Raw genomic sequence first — 16,557 nt, 5'->3', positions numbered from 1 at the left:
CGGCGAAAAGGCCGTCTGACCTGCGACCGAGCGGGTTGGGCGGCCTTTGCGCGGCCGACACGGGTGGTCTCACGCCCTGCGCACGGGATGTTGCCGACCGTAGACAGTGGGCGATCGTACGACCCAGGGTGTCCGGGTCGCGCCCCTGCCGCCTCCCGGCGGACGGATACGCAGGTGAAACGCACTGCGAAACCTTGGTATTGTTGTCTCGTCGCCGCGGGGAAGCCCCCGGTCAGGCGGCAGACACCTGGTCCGGGTGGCGGAATGGCAGACGCGCTAGCTTGAGGTGCTAGTGCCCTTTATCGGGCGTGGGGGTTCAAGTCCCCCCTCGGACACTCCTTATAACGATACGCAAGCGAGGGCCTCGACCTAACGGTCGCGGTCCTTCTTGCGTTGTCGTATGTGATCGTGATGCCCAGGGCGTCGTAGAGGGGTTCCTTCTTGTCATCGTCGGCGGCTTGGATGCGTTGAGCGATGTCTCCGAGTCTCTCAGTAATATCCCGGATCTGATCGGCGGTGAGGGGTGGTTCCTTCTTCCGGGTGACGCTGGGCAGTGCGTCGAGCTTCTTCTGTGCCGCTTCCCTGTCTCGTTGTGCGTCGTTGATCCACTGGGTGACGACGGCTGGGTCGGCTCCGGAGTCGGGGGCGGCCTGATAGCGGGCAAGACGCCGCTCGCATTCCTTGAGAGCTTGGCGGGCTCGGGCCAGCTCGGGGGTTTGGGGCTGCGCGGTGCTTGCCGCAATGCTGGCCTGGCTGAGTGCGGTGATCGTGGCGGTGAGCCGGTTGGGGGCGAAATCACCGGGGCCAGGATCGCCAGCCCATAGCCAATCGCCGCGGCCTTCAACCCCCGCTTGGCGGCCTCTACTTCGCCGGGATCACCGCTGGCCATCAGGTAGCGGAGCCCGCCGAAGGTCAGGAACAGGGTGGCGAGCCCGGCGAGGATGCCAATGATCCAGTTCCGCAGATTCGTGATGACGGTCGGGATGTCCGCGACCGCCCATACGTACGGCGGATCCGCCAGCAGCGCCCAAGCGGTGCAGGCCGCGAGGAACCCCAGCCGGAAGAACCACCGGCCGAGCGACCGGACCACTGGCTGGTACGGCCGACGGAGCCTTGCGAGCATGGCAGCAAACCTCCAAGGGCACACAGCCGGACAGGACGGAAGCGGGTGCAGGAGAGGGAGCGCCCGGAGGCGTGGGAGAGGCAGGCGCGCGGTGAGCAGAACCCTGGACCCGGGGCCGGCCTCCTTCGAGGTGCCACGGAACGGGTTTCTCGGGTGTCAGCACGAGACGGTCGTGCTCACCGCGCGCCGTACGGCGCCCTGCCCGGGGCGTCGGCCGCCGCCCCGGAGCGGAGCCGGCGGCTTCGTCCGAAGCCGGGCTGGGCCGCCGTCACTCGTGAATAGGGAGGCGGATAGCTGGAATTGACATCCAGCCATCGGAGATCACCCAGTCGGGCGCCCTACAGGCTCTCGACCTGGCGTCGTAGATATGCGGCCAGGTGCTGCTCGGCGGCGCTGCGGTGGCGGTAGAGCTGACGCACGCTCACCCCACGCTCTGCCGCGATCCGGCTCATGGGCTCGCCGTCGAGGCGGGTACGGGCGATCAGGCGCGCCTCCGCCACGTCCACGACCCGGGCCTGCACGGCACGGGCCAGCACCGTCAGCTCGTCCACCGGCTCACCGCGATCCACCGTGTACGTGGAGCACAGGTGGTCGAGCGGCACTGCATGCGCGCCGGTCTCGCGGGTGGCATGGCGGCGTGCTGCGTACACCAGCCGGTGCACGGCGCGGTCGGCGGCGCTGAACAGTTCCCGGTCCACACGCTCCATGCCGGGGTCAACCGTGCGCAGGGCCGTGGCCACGGCGGCCAGGGCCTCCTGTTCGACCTCGGCGCGCTCCAGATGGACGGGGCGGGCGAGCCGGGCGAGCATCCGGCGCAGCACCGGCACGGTCATGGCCACGGCGACCACATCCCACGGTTCGCCGAGGTCACGGGCGCGCCGGATCACCTCGCGCCAGGTTTGCTCGCGCAGGTCGGCGCGGGTGGGGGGGTGGGCCAGGTGAGTGCGGATCCGGTCGACCGGCCAGGCCGCACGGTCGGGTTCGTCAGAAACCAGGTGCGCGGGGAAGGTGAGGGGCTCGGAGCCGTGGGCGAGGGCGAGGAATGTCTGTTCCAGCTCTCCGAGCGGGGAACGAAGGGCGTTCTGCAGGCGGGCGGCGGTGGGGCGGTGGGCGTGGTGACGGTGGTGCATGGTGCATCTCCCGTGACGGTGTGGACGACTTCCGCCGCCACCTCTCCCAGGCCCCCGTGTCACCGCCGGCCCACCCACACGCCAGTGCCGCGTCACCACCGGTCGAATGGACCGGCATGTGCGATGGCCCGGATCTGCCACTCCCGAGATGGGCTGGAACGACGCCTCAGCCGGGGCAGCGCAATTCGAACACGGAATTTTTCGCCCTCGATCTCATCGCCGTCATGGGGCTCACCCCCGGTGGTTCGGTAGTGGCTCGCAGCTGGTACGCGACTGGCTCGCCTACAAGGTGACCTGCGTCAACGCCACACCCGGCGAGGAAAGGCCGCGGCGCCCCCCCTCGCACGCAGAGCGACTGCCAAGGAGATCGAACACCTATGAGGCGATGGCGAAGATCGACCAGCGAGTCCCTATTACCCACGTCAGCACGAGCACGGCCGGACCCTCACCCCGGGCGCCGCTCAGCCCATGCCGAACCCCATCGCGCGCCGCCGTCGTCCCGCCCACCTGCTGCCGACGACCGTGTGGCTCCCCGACCCGGACGAGCCCAACGCCGCTCCCGTCCCGAGCGCGGTACTGCCCGCATGGGCCCTCGACACGATCCGCACCGACTTCGTCGGACGCCCCGCCGACCGGCCCGCCCCACTCCTCAAGATCGCGATCCGGGACACGGCAGCGGGCATGGACACCCGCATCCCGACCACCCCCTTCACCAACCCGGGCGACGACGAGGACGGTGACAGGAAAGCGTCCCTCCTGCTGGCCGAACTCCACCCCGACACCCTCCCCGCTCACACCAACGACCTGCCATCCGACCAAAGCGGGATTCCCGGCGCACTGGAGGACGGCTGGCCCGGCTTCTTCCACCGCGCCCACCGACTCCTCCCCGACTACGGACTCCTGCTGCTGGCCACCCGCCAGAGCCGGAAGGCCGGACACCTCACCGACCCACTGGGAACACTGATCGCTTCCGCCCGCACTGCTGGCTTCCACTACCTCCAGCACATCGTCGTCGCCTACGCCCACCCGGTCGGCGACCACCTCGAACCCGTCCTTCCCGCGGACATCTCCCGTGGCATCGCGCACTGCGACCTGATTGCCCTGTCCGCGATCCGCCACGTCTAGATCAGGGAAAGAGGAGACACCGCCGTGCCCTTCCCCCTCTCGGTGTGGAACACCGCCCCCACCTCCGCCCCGGCGCAGCGTAAGGGCCGCTACGTGCCTGGCTCCGCAGCCCACCCCGCCAAGATGCTTCCGAAGATCGCCGCCCACGCCATCTCCACCTACACCCGTCCCGGCGACCTCGTCCTCGACCCGATGTGCGGCATCGGCACCACCCTCGTCGAAGCCATCCACCTCGGCCGCAGCGCCCTCGGCGTCGAGTACGAACCCAAATGGGCCGACCTCGCACGCCTCAACGCCGCCTCCGCCACCCGAGAGGACGGCACCAGCGCCGGGGCCGTGCACTGCGGCGACGCCCGAAAACTCACCCAGCTCATCCCCGCCGCCCTCCACGGCCAGGTAGACCTCGTTCTCACCTCACCGCCGTACGGAAGCTCCGTGCACGGGCAGGTCCGCTCCACCCGCGAGACCGGCGAACGCGGCGTGGTCAAGAAGGACTACCGCTACAGCCACGACCCCTCCAACCTCGCCCACGTCTCCACCGACCGGCTCCTGGACGCCTTCACCGAGATCCTCGCTCAGTGCCGCTTGATGCTCAGGCCAGGCGGCACCGTCGTGGTCACCACCCGCCCGTGGCGCGAACGCGGCGAACTCATCGACCTGCCATCAGCGGTCCTCGCCGCCGGGCAAGCCGCAGGCCTGACTCCCACCGAACGCTGCGTGGCCCTCCTCGCGGGCATCCGCGACGGCCGTCTGATCACCCGGCCGTCGTTCTTTCAGATGAAGAACGTTCGCGACGCCCGCCGCCAGGGCATCCCGCTCGCGGTGATCCAGCATGAGGACGTCCTCACCTTCACCAAGGCGGTCAGCCCGACCAGAGTGTGCGACCGTGCGCTGACGTTGAGCAGGCCACGGGACGCAAGCCGAACGACCCGTACCCACAGAACGCAAACCGGTTGTGGCCGTGGCCGACCCATCTGACGGACAGACCACGACATGTGGAACTGGTTGAGCCACTTCTGTTGTACAGCAACCGATGGCTCGTCAGGCCCAAACGGACTTCCGGGTCAGCCTGGACCGCCATGCCTGCCGGTTGGCCGGACCCGTACGGCCGCCAAGTGTGGGTCGGATGGACGCTGATGACGGAAGCTGCCGTGCCGATTCCTCACGCAGACTGGAACGGCACGGCAGGCGTCGGCTCGCTGCCGGACTATGCAGTCGGCTCCTGGGGGGCCGCCCGATAGGTGCGCGGGCGATCGGTGACCTGTTCGATGAGGCCCTGCGTGGACAGGGTGACGAGCGCATTGGCGACGGCACCGGACGAACGATCGATCACGCGGCTGATCCTCGTGGCGGTGAAAGATTCACCGGGGTGGGCGTTGAGGTGGTCGATGACAAGCTGTCGGAGGGCTCCACGGGCAAGGCGCCTGCTGCCGCCGGGTGAGGCGGTCGCGGGGATAGCGTCTTTCGGCTGGAGGGCTGCGGGGCACCGGACAGGTGGCGGACCGGATGAGGCAGTCCGCTTCGATGTCGACACATCCGACTTTTCGTCGGTTCCATGAGCCGTGGACTTGTACGGTTCCCTCATCGGATGGCTGCTGTCCGGCGCTGGCGCAGCCGCCTGGGGTGCGGCGACTGCCTGCGCAACGGGTTCCTCAGGAGCGTCGGGTTGTTCGAACGTCGGGGCCGGGGCGGTGTGGGTGGCGTGCCACAGGTCGGGTCGGCGATCGGGGCCGTTCTTGATGCCTCGGTTGCGGTGGGCGAGACTTAGCTTCTCGAGGGCGACGAGGGCCTTGAAGGTGCTGGAGCGGGCGGTCTCGGCTGCTTGGGCGATGTCGTCGACGGTGGCGGGGTCGGTGAAGGCGACGAGGTGGGTGTAGACGTGGATGACGGCGGGGGACAACCCCGTCAATCGGTCGCTGATCGTGGTGTCGGACATGAAGAGGGCCTCGCTTCCCGAAGGGCTTGAGGAGTGAGGTCCCCGGCCGGGGCGCGGTCGTGGGGCCGCTGGTGTCGCCGGCGCGTGCGCATCGCGAGGTTCCGGACGGACAAGCCGATGCGTGGGCATCACGGTGGTTTCCGTGATCCCGCTTGGCGCGTCGGCCGCGACCATGGACGCTCGCAAGCGGGCATGCCGTCAAGCGTCGGTCCGTCGATCGGTGACGACGTCGCATCGGGGGCCCGTAGGTTGGTGTGCCGCCTCTGCCTGGGGTCACATGTGGTGACGATTCCCGCGCCGGTCTTGGGCGCGTCGGGGACGCGATGCCAATCCGTTCTCCACCACCTGCAACGCTGTCACCGTACGGATCAAGGAACTCGCCCGGACCAGCGAGTGATCAAGACTCACTACGCACCCTGGTTGAGGCGCCCCGTCCCCGGACTCGCCTACCAACTTTTGAGGTTGACAGCCACGAGCCCTTGTTCTGTGGCCACGACCAGGAGGTGATCATTGGCGAAGGACAGCCCGAGGACGCGTGCGCCCAACTCGATCTCACGCCGGTGGCCGTCGCCGACCCGGATGAGCGCCGTCTCCGAGCCGGCCCCCGCCGCGAGGATGTCTCCTGCCGGGGAGAAGGCCAGCGTCGTGATGGGAGCGTCGCAGGACAGCAGGACGGTCGGCGTGCCCCGTCGTCGTAGGCTGTGGTGCTGCAGCGCATCCTCGTCGGCAGGTGCGCCTGTGAGGTACTGCGGGCCCCATGCGAGGACCGTGCCGTCTTCGCCGCCGGTGACGATGGTGAAGCCTTGGCTGGACGTGGCCACCGCCACGCTGGTCACGTTGCCGTTGTGACCGGTGAGCGGCTCGCCCAGGGACTGCCCGGTCGCAGGGTTCCACATGCGGGCGGTGCCGTCGGCGCTGCCGCTGACGAGGATGGGGACTCCACCCGGACAGTCTGCCGCCAGCGCCGTGATCCAGTCGGTGTGGCCGATGAGGGGGTCGCCCTGCACTGTGCCCGTGGTGGGGTTCCAACGGCGGATGGTGGTGTCGTAGCTGCCGCTGATCACCAGGGGAGTCCCGGCGCCCGACTCCGCCAACGTCACGGCGGAGACGTAGCTGTCATGTCCGGTGAGCGGTGCCCCGTGCTGCTTCCTGGTGGTCAGGTCCCAGATCCGTACGGTGCGGTCGCCGGCACTGACGGCGATGGGCAGGTCTTCCAGCCGTCCGGTGGTCACATCCATGATCCAGTCGGTGTGCCCCACGAGTTCACCGCCGACCGGCGTACCCGTCGCGAGGTCCCAGACGCGCAGCGTGCAGTCGTGACTGCCGCTGACGGCCACACCACCATGAGGGGCGGCTGACGTCGCCACGGCCGAGACGATGTCGGCATGCCCCACGAAGCGCTCAGCCGGCTCGTTTGCGTTCCACCGGCCGGTGGCGGCCCCGGCCGAAAGTTCCCGCACCTGGATGCTGTGGTCGGTGTTCCCACTGACCACGACGGGCCGGCCTTGCATCACACCGACTGTCACGCAAAGCACTTCCCCAGTGCTCTCAGCGAGGGGCTCACCGACCACCTCTCCGGTGGCCAGGTTCGTGACCCGCAGCGCGCCGTCCGCGCCGCCGCTGACCACGATGGGTACGCCGTCCAGTTCACCCGTCGCCACCGCCCTGACGCGGCCGTTGTGGCCGGTGAGCGGAGCCCCGGCAGGCTCACCGGTGACGAGATCCCAGATCCGGACGGTACCGTCCGCACTCCCACTGACAATGACCTGACGCGCATTCAGGGTTCCGATGGCCACGGAGTGCACCAGTCCTTCGTGGCCGGTGAGCGGGGGGCCGACCGCCCGCCTCGCGTCGAGATCCCACACCCGCACGGTGCGGTCGTAGCTGCCACTGACCACGACACAGCGTTCCTCCCACTCGCCGATCGCGACCGCGGAGACATAACCGTCGTGACGCATGAACGGCTCGCTCACCGTCTCTCCTGTGCCGGGATCCCAGATGCGCACCGACCGTCTGGTCCCGGCGGCGATGACGGGCCTGCCGTTCCATCGTCCCAGCGCGAGGCAGGAGACATAACCGAACCGCTCGGTGAGGGGGGAGCCCATGGGCTGCCCGGTGAGGAGGTTCCACACCCGGATGCCGCGGTCCTCTCCGCAACTCACTGCGACGGGCGTGTCGTCGAATGTACCGGCGACCACCGAGAGCACCCATCCCTCGTGGCCGACGAGCGGCATGCCCATCGACTGCCCGCTTGCCATGTCCCAGACCCGTACCGTGCGGTCCGCACTGCCGCTGACCACAATGGGCCTGCCGTCCAACTCGCCCAGCGCCACGGACTGCACGCGGTGGGTGTGACCGGTGAACGGCTTGCCGGAGACCAGCCCTGCCGCCAGATCCCACAGCCGTATGGTGTGGTCGTCACCGCCGCTGACCACGACGGGCCAGCCGTCCAGTTCTTCCACAGCCACGGAATGCACGCGGCCGCCGTGACCGCCGAACGGCTTGCCCCAGGACTGCCCGGTGCGCAGGTCCCATACGCGCACGGTGTCGTCGTAGCTTCCGCTGACCACGACGGGGCGGCCGTCGAACTCGGCCAGCGCGACCGACTCGATCCGACCGCTGTGCCCGGTGAAGGGTTCCCCCACCGCCGTGCCGGTCGCAAGGTCCCAGACGCGCAGTGTGCGGTCGTCGCTCCCGCTGACCACCACCGGGCGCCCGTCCAGCTCGCCGAGAGCGGCACAGGAGACGTAGCTGGAGTGACCCCGCAGGACGTTCAGCGTCCGCCCGGTCTTCAGGCTCCACACCCGCAGTGCGCCGTCATAGCTGCCGCTCACGACGACGGGCTCTGCATCCAGCTCTCCCAGCGCCACGGCCGAGACATAGCTTTCATGGCCCCGGAGCGGATCTCCGATCGGGTCGCCGGTCTGCAGATTCCACACCCGCACCGTGCCGTCGAAGCTGCCGCTGACGGCGACCGGCTGACCGTGCACCTCGGCCAGCGCCACGGCCGAGACGTAGTCGGTGTGCCCGGTCAACGGTCCCGCCGACTCGCGGCCCAAGTCCACGTCCCAGACCCTTACGCTGCGGTCCTCGCCGCCGCTGATGACGACCGCACGTCCATCCACCTCGCCCAGAGCGACGTGGACACGACCACGGTGGCCGGTGAACTTCGCGCTCTCCGAGGGCCTGGTCAGGTCCCACACCCGTACGAGACCGTCTGCGCCGCCGCTCGCCACCCTGGGATGCCCGCCCACCTGACCCGTCGCGACCGAAACGACGTTCGCCGTGTGCCCGGTGAGCGAGCGGTGCGGCGGCTCCGGCCGCCACGAAGCCCAGCGCACCGACCAGGGCCGGGCGAGACCACTGTCGGCCACGGCTGCGGCCAGCATGCGGGCGCCGGCACAGTGCGCGGCGAGCGCAAGATAGGCGGCATGCTCCTCGGGTGCCTTCCCACGCAGGTGATGCACCGCCTGCCGGTACGCGGTCGCGGCAGAGTAGGCATCCACGCCACGCGCCCCCGGCAGCGCTGCCAGCAACTGGGGGCGGACGGCGACCAGGAGAAACCGCGGGTCGGTCAGCAGATCGTCGATCTGCCCGCCCTGAGCGGCGTGCGTGACCAGATGCGTACGGATGTAGCGGTGGGACCGCTCCCAGTCACGTACGGCCCGGCCTGAGGTGGGAACATGCCCGCGCAGCGCCTCGGCGATGGCCCGCTGGTCCTCGGCGTGGTCGCGACCCTCGCGCAGGTACTCTCCGAGTGCCTGGTGATAGAGACGGTAGGCGGACTCGTCGCCGGCCCGGGTCTCCACCACGTAGGAGCCGGCCGACCGGCGGAGCCAGAGCAGATCTTCGTTGGTGTAGGCGGTACCGCGGGCGAGAGCGGTGGCCAGCCGCGGCCAGATGTCCTCCCACGGCAGGCCGGAGCCCTGCGCGTAGGCGAGTGGCAGCAACAGTTCCCTGGCCTGCTGCTGCCGCTCGCCGAGCCGCAGTTCCAGGTCCGCGCGCATGGCCTCGCCGGCCAGCCTGGGCAGCCCGCGCCGCCACGCGGGGTCGGCCGCGGCCGGCGGCGAGGGCAGCGCGGCATGGGTCTGCGCGGCGATCCGCGCCACGAGGAACGACGTCTGGGCGGCCTCGGCGATGGCGGCGGCCACCGCGTCCACGGCCGCGCCGTCGGTGCCCCGGTACGGGCTGTCCGGCCGCGACTCGGTGAGTACTCGTCGCGTGTACAGGCGCAGGCTGTCCGGATCGGCGTAGGTCTCGTCGTCCAGATCGAGCGACACGATCCGCTTGCGCGTGCGGAAGGCGGGCAGGAGGTGTGGGCGGGTGCCCAGCAACAACCTGATTCTTCGCTGTCCGCGGGTGAGGAGCGGCTGGAGCAGGGAGGCGATCAGCCCCTCCGGGTCGCCCGCCTCGTCCAAGGCGTCGACCAGGATGGTCAGCGGGTGCTCCCTGCGGTCCAGTTCGTCGAGCAGATCGCCCACGGCGGAGGCTCTGACGTCCGCGGCGGCGGCGATCCCCGCCAGGACCTGGTCGGTGGACAGGTTCCCCGCGTAGATCGCCGCGTCGATCACTCCGATGTCCGGGATCGCCTCCGGGAGGCCGCCTCGCGGCACGGTCGGCCGGCGTTCGGCGTCGCTAAGCGTGGTGAGCAGCCCGAGGAGCGCCGTCTTACCCGAACCTGGGTTGCCCGTCACCACCCGCGCGCGGTCGTCGTCACCGGGCTCGTTGAGCCACTGTGCCAGTTCGCTGAGGGCCCGGTGCCGTCCGGTGAACCACTGTGTCGCAGGGACGAACCGGTTGCGCAACTCCTCGGCGCGCAGATCGGCTTGGCGCAGCTGGTCCTGCAGCATCAAGTCCAGGTCGAGCAGTTCCCGCCGGAAGCGGGGGTTCGGAAGGAACGCCGGCTGTTCGCCCTCCAGCCCGAGCAGGTGGCAGGTCGCCGTCTGTTCCGTAGGCGTCGCCCCGTCTGCCTTGAGTACGTTGAGGACGGAGTCGACGCGCAGCTGCGGCTGCGAGTAACCGCCGCTGGCCAGATGACGGGCGGCGCGCGCGAAGGCGGTGGTGAACGCTCCTGGCTGGGCCATCTGGTTGGGGCGGGTCGCGGTCACCAGCACCACACCCGTCCCTTCGATGTCCGCCGTGGCACCACCGCCCACGTCGGACAGTGACCACAGAGCCTCACGGGCCGCGTCGCCGCCGCCTCCGCCCGAGTAGCAGGTGTCGAGGATGAGCAGGAGCCGCCGGATCATGGTGCCCGCCAGCAGCCACTCGGCGAGGTGAGCCGTCTTCACGGCGCGGTGCCTCAGGTCGCGGGGGTCGGCGTCCGCAGTGAGCAGCACATGTTCCTTGCGGGATTCCCGGTCCTCCAGGAAGTCGCCGTGGCCGGCGACGTAGAGCGCCACGTAGTCGTCCGGGCGGCGGTCCGGCGACATCGAGAAGTCCCGCAGCGCGTCACGGAGTTGGTCGGCGGTAGGACTGAGCCCCAGCACCGGGACATGGCGGTAGCCGAAGTCCTCGGTGAACAGGTCCACCATGCGCTGCTGATCGTCGGCCAGCTCCGGACGGTCCCATTCCGGGCAGTGGACGTAGCGGGTCACCGCTGCCGTCAGCAGCAGCCGACGCTCCTCGTTCACTGGAGTCCCGACACAATTGCGCGCCCGGCCTCCAGGGAGGTCAGGTACGGCTGGACGTGGTGGGCGTGGGCGCCGTTGTTCACCTCGACATCGTGCACCCGTTTGTCGGCGCCGCCGAAAAGCCCGCCGAGTGCCTTGCGCAGAGCGACGACATCGCCGGAGTCGGCGATGTTCGTCCACCGTTCGACACCACCTGGCCAACCCCCCGGATGACGTGCCGTCAACCGGTCGCGGATGAAGGAGACGCCGAGCGGCGAGCCCAACGTCACCAGACTCCGCACTGGCCACGCGGGGTGGTCCGCCAGCGTTTCGTAGGCGGCCACGGAGCCCAGCGAATGGCCCACGACGACACGGGTGTCCTTGTCCATGGCAGTCACGATCCGCTCATGCACCCGCGACCGCACCTCCTCGTCCAGGAGGTAACGGCGGACCTGCTTCAGATCGAAGACCAGCATGCGCACGGCGATCCCCGAGAAGAACCGGGACGTGCTCAGCGCGCGCAGTGCGGCCTGCACACCGGCTGGTACACGCGCCAGGGTCCGGGAGCCCGGGTCCACCACCCGGGAATCCGTCCGGGCGGCCTCCGCCCACCACTCCAGCAGAAGTTGCCGTTCGAACTCCTCGTCCACGTCCGCTGCCGTGTATGGCGGGATCCCGACCGACAGCGGCCTGCCTGGTGGCCGGAACACGTCACCGTAGAAGACGCATCGCACGTCCTGCGGCTCGAGTGCGCCGCCCGCCCGTGTCACACCGTCCCGCAGCGCCGGGCACCACTCCCCGTGCAGCACCTGCTCGCCCTTGAACTGCTGGCCTATACCGTGCACACACAAGACGCGCGCCACCCGAACCCCAGCCCCCGTTCCGGTCATGGAGCGCGTGGGAACACCTCGCCCCCTCGCCCCCGTCACGTACACCGGCATGCTACCGCCGTCGCTCGAGGCTCAACCTTGACAGCCGTCTTCAAGGGTTCTCTCGAAGGGGCCGACGTGATTCTCTGTGTGCAAGTCGCGACCCGGCTCGCGGACGACGCCGCGCCGCGGGCGCCCACGGCCCGCGCAGGGGAACAACCCGTCGGCTACACGGTTGTCAACGGGACCTGGACGGTGTGGACCGTGTTGTCGCCCAGGTGCAGCAGCCCACGGCCCGGCTGGACGGCCTGCCCGACGGAACCACGTTGCAGCCGAATACCGATCAGTTCACCGTCCGACATGTTCTGCGGGGAGAGGAGCAGTCCGCGGCGGGCCTTCTTCAGGTCGACCTGCCAGCCGCTGAACCCGCCGCACACGTCCTCCGCGTCACCGGCGATGACGATGCCCACCTCCCGGCCCGCGGCGCCGCGCAGCACCGACTGCAGAACCTCGCCCGCGTCGCAGGTACGCAGCAGTTCCGCGTCGTCCATGACGATCACTCCCGGACTCGTCAGCTGCTCCAGGGCCGCCTCCAGGGCGTCCGGCGCCAGGTTGTCCTCACCGAAGAAGCCGGCCACACCCTCAGCGCCCTTGAGCCGTCGCAGGGGTGACTGCGGGCGCGGAGCGGCCACGATCACCTGTGTGCCGACCGACAGCAATGACCGGACCATGGTCAGCAGGGCGGTGCTGCGGCCCGACCTCGCCGGTCCGGCGATCACGAACGCCGGTGTGCCCTCGGCGAGGTCGGGGCCGAGCGCGGTGAGCTGGTCCCCGCCGACGGCCGCCATCGACCACAGCCGGCCGCCGCGTGGCATGGCCCCGATCTCTTGGGCGTCGCGCAGCTCCCACGCCTCCTCGTAGCCGATCCGGCCGGGCAGCACATCGACCCGGAACGGCCGACGCGAGCGCGGGACAGCGGTGTCCCGGTCCTCCGCGGACGCGCCGATGGACTGGAGTGCCGCCGACTGGGACTGACCGCTGGGATCCTCGACGAGCAGCGCGACATGCGTCTCGACCCCGCCCTGGGCACGGAACGCCCGGCCGGCCGGGATCTTTGCCGGGATCTTACGGGGGTTGAGGCCGATCAGGGAGACGTCGCCGGGGTCACTGAGCTGCAGCGCCATCTTGTTCTCGGTCAGCGTGGAGATCCGGCCCAGCAGCAGGGACCGGTCGCCCGACAGGACCACATGCACGCCTACGGAGGCACCCTCGCGCATCAGCTGGAAGATCGCGTCCTGCAGCGCGCCGCCGTTGAGATCGCCCAGGGACGGGACGAAGCCCTCCCAGCGGTCCAGCAGCAGCACGATGTGAGACAGCCGCTCCCCGGCCGGAACCGCCTGTCGCTGCTCGTTGATGTCGGTGAAACCGCCCTCGCCGAGCAGTGCCATCCGCCGCTGCACCTCGGATGACAACTTCTCGATCAGCCGGACCGCGCGGTCGGACTCGTTGGAGCGCACCACCGCGCCGCAGTGCGGCAGGGAAGTGAGCGCCAGCAGAGCGCCGTTGCCGCAGTCGAGCGCATACAGGTGCACATCACCGCAGGAGTTGGCGCGGGCCAGCGACCCGGCGATGGTGCGCAGGGTCTGGGACCGGCCACTGCGCGGAGCACCCGCAATCATCAGATGGCCGAACGTGGTGAGATCGAGGGACACGGTGCGCCGGGCCTGCTCACCGGGCAGGTCGTCGACCGCGTAGGGAGCGGGCAGCAGCCCGTCCGGGGAAGGCGCGGCGGGAGCTTCCAGTTGGTCCAGCACCACGCGCTCGGCCAGCGCGGGAAGCCACGGGCTGTGCTGCGGCGGGATGCCCAGCCGCTCGTTGGCGCCCTGGACCGCCTCGACGAGGACGGCGAGGTCGGTGAGCAGGTCGTCGTCGCCCGTCTTCGGACCGGAGGGCCGCTCGGGCACCGGACGGCCGAGTCCGTCCCAGCCGATCGCCACGGTGAACGGCGCCGGCACCGTGGTCCGCACCGCTCCCGGCCGCCGGCCCCCGACCCGCCCTGACTGGAACGGCAGCAGGGACGACGCTCCCAGCCGGACATACGCGCGGCCCGGAGTCGACTTGGCGATGAATCCGGCGTCCGGGGCGTCGATGACGTCGCTGGACTCGCTCGCGTCCGTCACGCGCAGCGCGATGCGCAGGTTGGTGTTGGCCCGGATCTCGGGCGAGACCACACCCGAGGGACGCTGGGTGGCGAGGATCAGGTGGATGCCCAGCGAACGGCCCCGCTGCGCGACGTTCACCAGGCCCGTGACGAAGTCGGGCAGCTCACGCGCCATGGAGGCGAACTCGTCGATGACGATGAGGAGCCGGGGCATCGGCGCGAGGGCGGGGTTGGTCCGCATCGCGACGATGTAGTCCTCGAGGTCCTTGGTGCCGGCCGCGCCCAGGATGTGCTCGCGGCGCCGCAGCTCCGCGCCGAGGGACTCCAGAGCCCGCTCGACCAGGTGCGTGTCGAGGTCCGTCACCATACCGACGGTGTGCGGCAGCTTCACACAGTCCTTGAACGCCGCGCCACCTTTGTAGTCGACCAGGACGAAGGTCATCGCGTCCGGCCGGTTGGCGACCGCCAGCGAGGCGACGATGGTCTGCAGCAACTCAGACTTGCCGGACCCGGTGGTGCCCGCGACCAGGCCGTGGGGCCCGTCCCGTACCAGGTCGATGGAGAACGGCCCGTCGAACGACTCGCCCACCACGGCGGTCGTGGAACGCCCTCCCCTGGACCAGCCGGCGGCCACCGCGTCGCTGGTCGGCGGCTCCATCCCGATCACGTCCAGCAGTCGGCAGGCGTCCGGCAGCGCCGCGCCCTCGTCACCACTGACATCCCGGATGGGGGCCACACCCCGGGCGACCTGCTCGCTCCACCCGGGCGTCACACAGTCCGGCCGCACCGCAGTGAGCGGCTCGGCGCCGGCCATCGACACCTGCAGCAAACCATGGAAGTCCTCCTCGACCAGAGCACGGCACTCCTCGGGAAGCAGTCGCCGGTCCGCGTCCAGACAGACCAGGTCGATCCCCACCCGCGGCCCCTCCCGCAGCACCTGGGTCAGGCCGGGCAGCGCACGCAGCCGCCGCGACCCGTCCAGAACCACCAGGACCGTGGGCCCGCCCCAGCTCTGGTTGTCGGCCATGCCCGCCTCGCGGGCGGCCTCCTGCCGGGTGGCGACCAGAGCGAGGAGTTCACTGATCCGCCGCGCGACGCTGTCCGCGTCCGTGCCGATCAGCGACAGCGCGGGCTGCCCCTCGCGGGCACGGGCGTGCGGCAGCCACCGCACCCACTCCCAGTCGGACTGCCCACTGGGATCGGTCAGTACGTAGACCTGCAAGTCGGCCGGCGAGTGCAGCACCGCGGCCTGCGTCACCAACCAGCGGCCGATCGCCCGTGGCAGCCCGCCGCGGCCCGCGACACCGAGCACACCGTGCTGCCGCAGGGGCACGGTCACCGGCACGTCCGCGAGCCTGCGCGCCTCGCCGCGCCGGTGTTCCTCCTGGTTCGGGTCGGTGACCTGCACATCGGAGGGAACCGCGCCGGTGCCGACGCGCAGCAGCCCGTAGTCGGCGTCCGCACGGCGCCGCTCCCACAGCCGCTGGCCCGGCCCCGTCGCGGTGGCCCACACCTCGGCCGGGTCGGGCGCGCCCTCCCGCCGGGCACCCGTCTCGGCGGCCATCGCCCTGCGGGCCTGCCGCTCGATCGACGCCTTGGCCCGCTCGTAGTCGGCCACGGTCTGGCGGTAGGTCTTCTTGCCGTGCTTCTTGTCAATGAGGTAGTTGCCGACCATGGCGATCGGACTGAGTACCGCCATGAACAGATAGCGCGGCTGCCCCATCATCAAGGCCATCACCACCGCACCGACCAACGGCACCACGGCCATCAACCAGGGCAGCGGGCGCCCCTCGGACGGCTTGGGCTTCGACGGCAGCTGGAACTTGGTGGGCCTGGGCGGGGGAGTGATGCGCGGCGGACGGTTGTAGTCCAGCCCCGTTCCGTCCTCGGACGGCTTGAGCGCGGTGTCGGGGAACGACGGCAGGCTCAGCTCCAGCAGGGTGTGCCCGGCGACGATGACGCTGCGCGGCCGCCAGGGCCGTTGGTCGTCCAGCGGCTCACCGTCCAGCGTCACGGAACTGCCGTAGGCGGGGCGTACGGTGACACTCCCGTCGACCGCGACGTCGACCTCGACGGCGTACTGCGGCAGCGCGGGGTCGTCCACGCTGATCCAGGCTTGCGGGTCGCTTCCGACGACGGCGATGCCTGGCCCGAGCGGATACACCCTGCCGGCGTCGGGGCCGCCCGCCACCCGGACCTCGACGAAGCCTTGCGGGTCGGGTAGCGGGCAGGCGTTGGGGGTGGCGAGGCTGATGATGGCGCCGTCGCGCAGGGGGGAGTTGGCGACGGTCAAGGAGGGGGCAACGGCGAATCCGTTGACGTACAGGGCGGGCGGGCCCTCCACGCCGACCGGTCGCCCTAACAGCCGCCCGACCTCGGCTGCGAGGGCGCCGACGGTGGCTTCCGGGTCGGTGGTGACGAGGAGGTCGGCGCGGGTGGTGCGGTTGGGATCGATGATGCTCAGCTGGATTTCCACCGTTGCCCCTGACCTTTCGGTGTTGTATACAGCAGAGTCTCACGGCCAGCCCTGCATGGAACGCTCAATGGCCCCATTAACCTCGCGCATCTGTGAAGATGGCTGTCCGACAGGTGATCAGCGAA

8 protein-coding genes and 1 tRNA gene are annotated in these 16,557 nt (G+C 70.2%); 3 read left to right on the top strand and 6 right to left on the bottom strand.

What is annotated here, in order from left to right:
- Positions 1-250: 250 nt before the first annotated feature.
- Positions 251-335: transfer RNA gene (locus tag ABVB68_RS28340), tRNA-Leu, on the top strand.
- Here the strand turns inward: ABVB68_RS28340 and ABVB68_RS37015 are convergent.
- Positions 317-1,123: a pilin gene (locus ABVB68_RS37015; RefSeq protein WP_503006304.1), complete on the bottom strand. Its 807-nt coding sequence runs from the start codon at positions 1,121-1,123 to the stop codon at positions 317-319. The genes ABVB68_RS28340 and ABVB68_RS37015 overlap by 19 nt on opposite strands.
- A gap of 338 nt (positions 1,124-1,461) precedes the next feature.
- The gene (locus tag ABVB68_RS28330; RefSeq protein WP_353603996.1) at positions 1,462-2,253 is read right to left on the bottom strand and encodes a hypothetical protein; all 792 of its coding nucleotides are present in this window, start codon (positions 2,251-2,253) and stop codon (positions 1,462-1,464) included.
- 468 nt (positions 2,254-2,721) lie between these two features.
- Between ABVB68_RS28330 and ABVB68_RS28325 the strand changes: the two genes are divergently transcribed.
- Together ABVB68_RS28325 and ABVB68_RS28320 are read left to right on the top strand one after the other, a co-directional pair.
- Positions 2,722-3,378 carry a hypothetical protein gene (locus ABVB68_RS28325; RefSeq protein WP_353603995.1) on the top strand — a complete coding sequence of 219 codons (657 nt, stop codon included), beginning with the start codon at positions 2,722-2,724 and terminating at the stop codon, positions 3,376-3,378.
- A 24-nt stretch (positions 3,379-3,402) separates the two neighbouring features.
- Complete coding sequence (locus tag ABVB68_RS28320) at positions 3,403-4,356, top strand: TRM11 family SAM-dependent methyltransferase (protein WP_353603994.1); 954 nt, start codon at positions 3,403-3,405, stop codon at positions 4,354-4,356.
- A 229-nt stretch (positions 4,357-4,585) separates the two neighbouring features.
- On the opposite strand, the gene ABVB68_RS28315 is transcribed toward ABVB68_RS28320, so the two are convergent.
- The 4 genes from ABVB68_RS28315 to ABVB68_RS28300 all read right to left on the bottom strand — a co-directional run bounded on the left by ABVB68_RS28315 (position 4,586) and on the right by ABVB68_RS28300 (position 16,432).
- On the bottom strand, positions 4,586-5,314 hold the full coding sequence (locus ABVB68_RS28315) for a hypothetical protein (protein ID WP_353603993.1): 729 nt from the start codon (positions 5,312-5,314) through the stop codon (positions 4,586-4,588).
- Positions 5,315-5,760: 446 nt separating this feature from the next.
- Positions 5,761-10,947 carry a caspase family protein gene (locus ABVB68_RS28310; RefSeq protein ID WP_353603992.1) on the bottom strand — a complete coding sequence of 1,729 codons (5,187 nt, stop codon included), beginning with the start codon at positions 10,945-10,947 and terminating at the stop codon, positions 5,761-5,763.
- Entirely contained in the window at positions 10,944-11,771 is an 828-nt protein-coding gene (locus tag ABVB68_RS28305; RefSeq protein ID WP_353603991.1) for a hypothetical protein, read from the bottom strand. The genes ABVB68_RS28310 and ABVB68_RS28305 overlap by 4 nt, the downstream gene beginning before the upstream one ends.
- A 251-nt stretch (positions 11,772-12,022) precedes the next feature.
- Positions 12,023-16,432 carry an FtsK/SpoIIIE domain-containing protein gene (locus ABVB68_RS28300; protein ID WP_353603990.1) on the bottom strand — a complete coding sequence of 1,470 codons (4,410 nt, stop codon included), beginning with the start codon at positions 16,430-16,432 and terminating at the stop codon, positions 12,023-12,025.
- Positions 16,433-16,557: the final 125 nt, after the last annotated feature.

It is taken from the genome of Streptomyces sp. NPDC096012 (assembly GCF_040426375.1).
Taxonomy (GTDB): domain Bacteria; phylum Actinomycetota; class Actinomycetes; order Streptomycetales; family Streptomycetaceae; genus Streptomyces.
The sequence above is the reverse complement of the archived record's forward strand: the minus strand, read 5'-3'. Positions and strand labels throughout refer to the sequence as shown.

Bases quoted from the DNA above. Each gene is read 5' to 3' on its own strand.
- ABVB68_RS37015 (WP_503006304.1), bottom strand. From the start codon at position 1,123: ATGCTCGCAAGGCTCCGTCGGCCGTACCAGCCAGTGGTCCGGTCGCTC.
- ABVB68_RS28330 (WP_353603996.1), bottom strand. From the start codon at position 2,253: ATGCACCACCGTCACCACGCCCACCGCCCCACCGCCGCCCGCCTGCAG.
- ABVB68_RS28325 (WP_353603995.1), top strand. From the start codon at position 2,722: ATGCCGAACCCCATCGCGCGCCGCCGTCGTCCCGCCCACCTGCTGCCG.
- ABVB68_RS28315 (WP_353603993.1), bottom strand. From the start codon at position 5,314: ATGTCCGACACCACGATCAGCGACCGATTGACGGGGTTGTCCCCCGCC.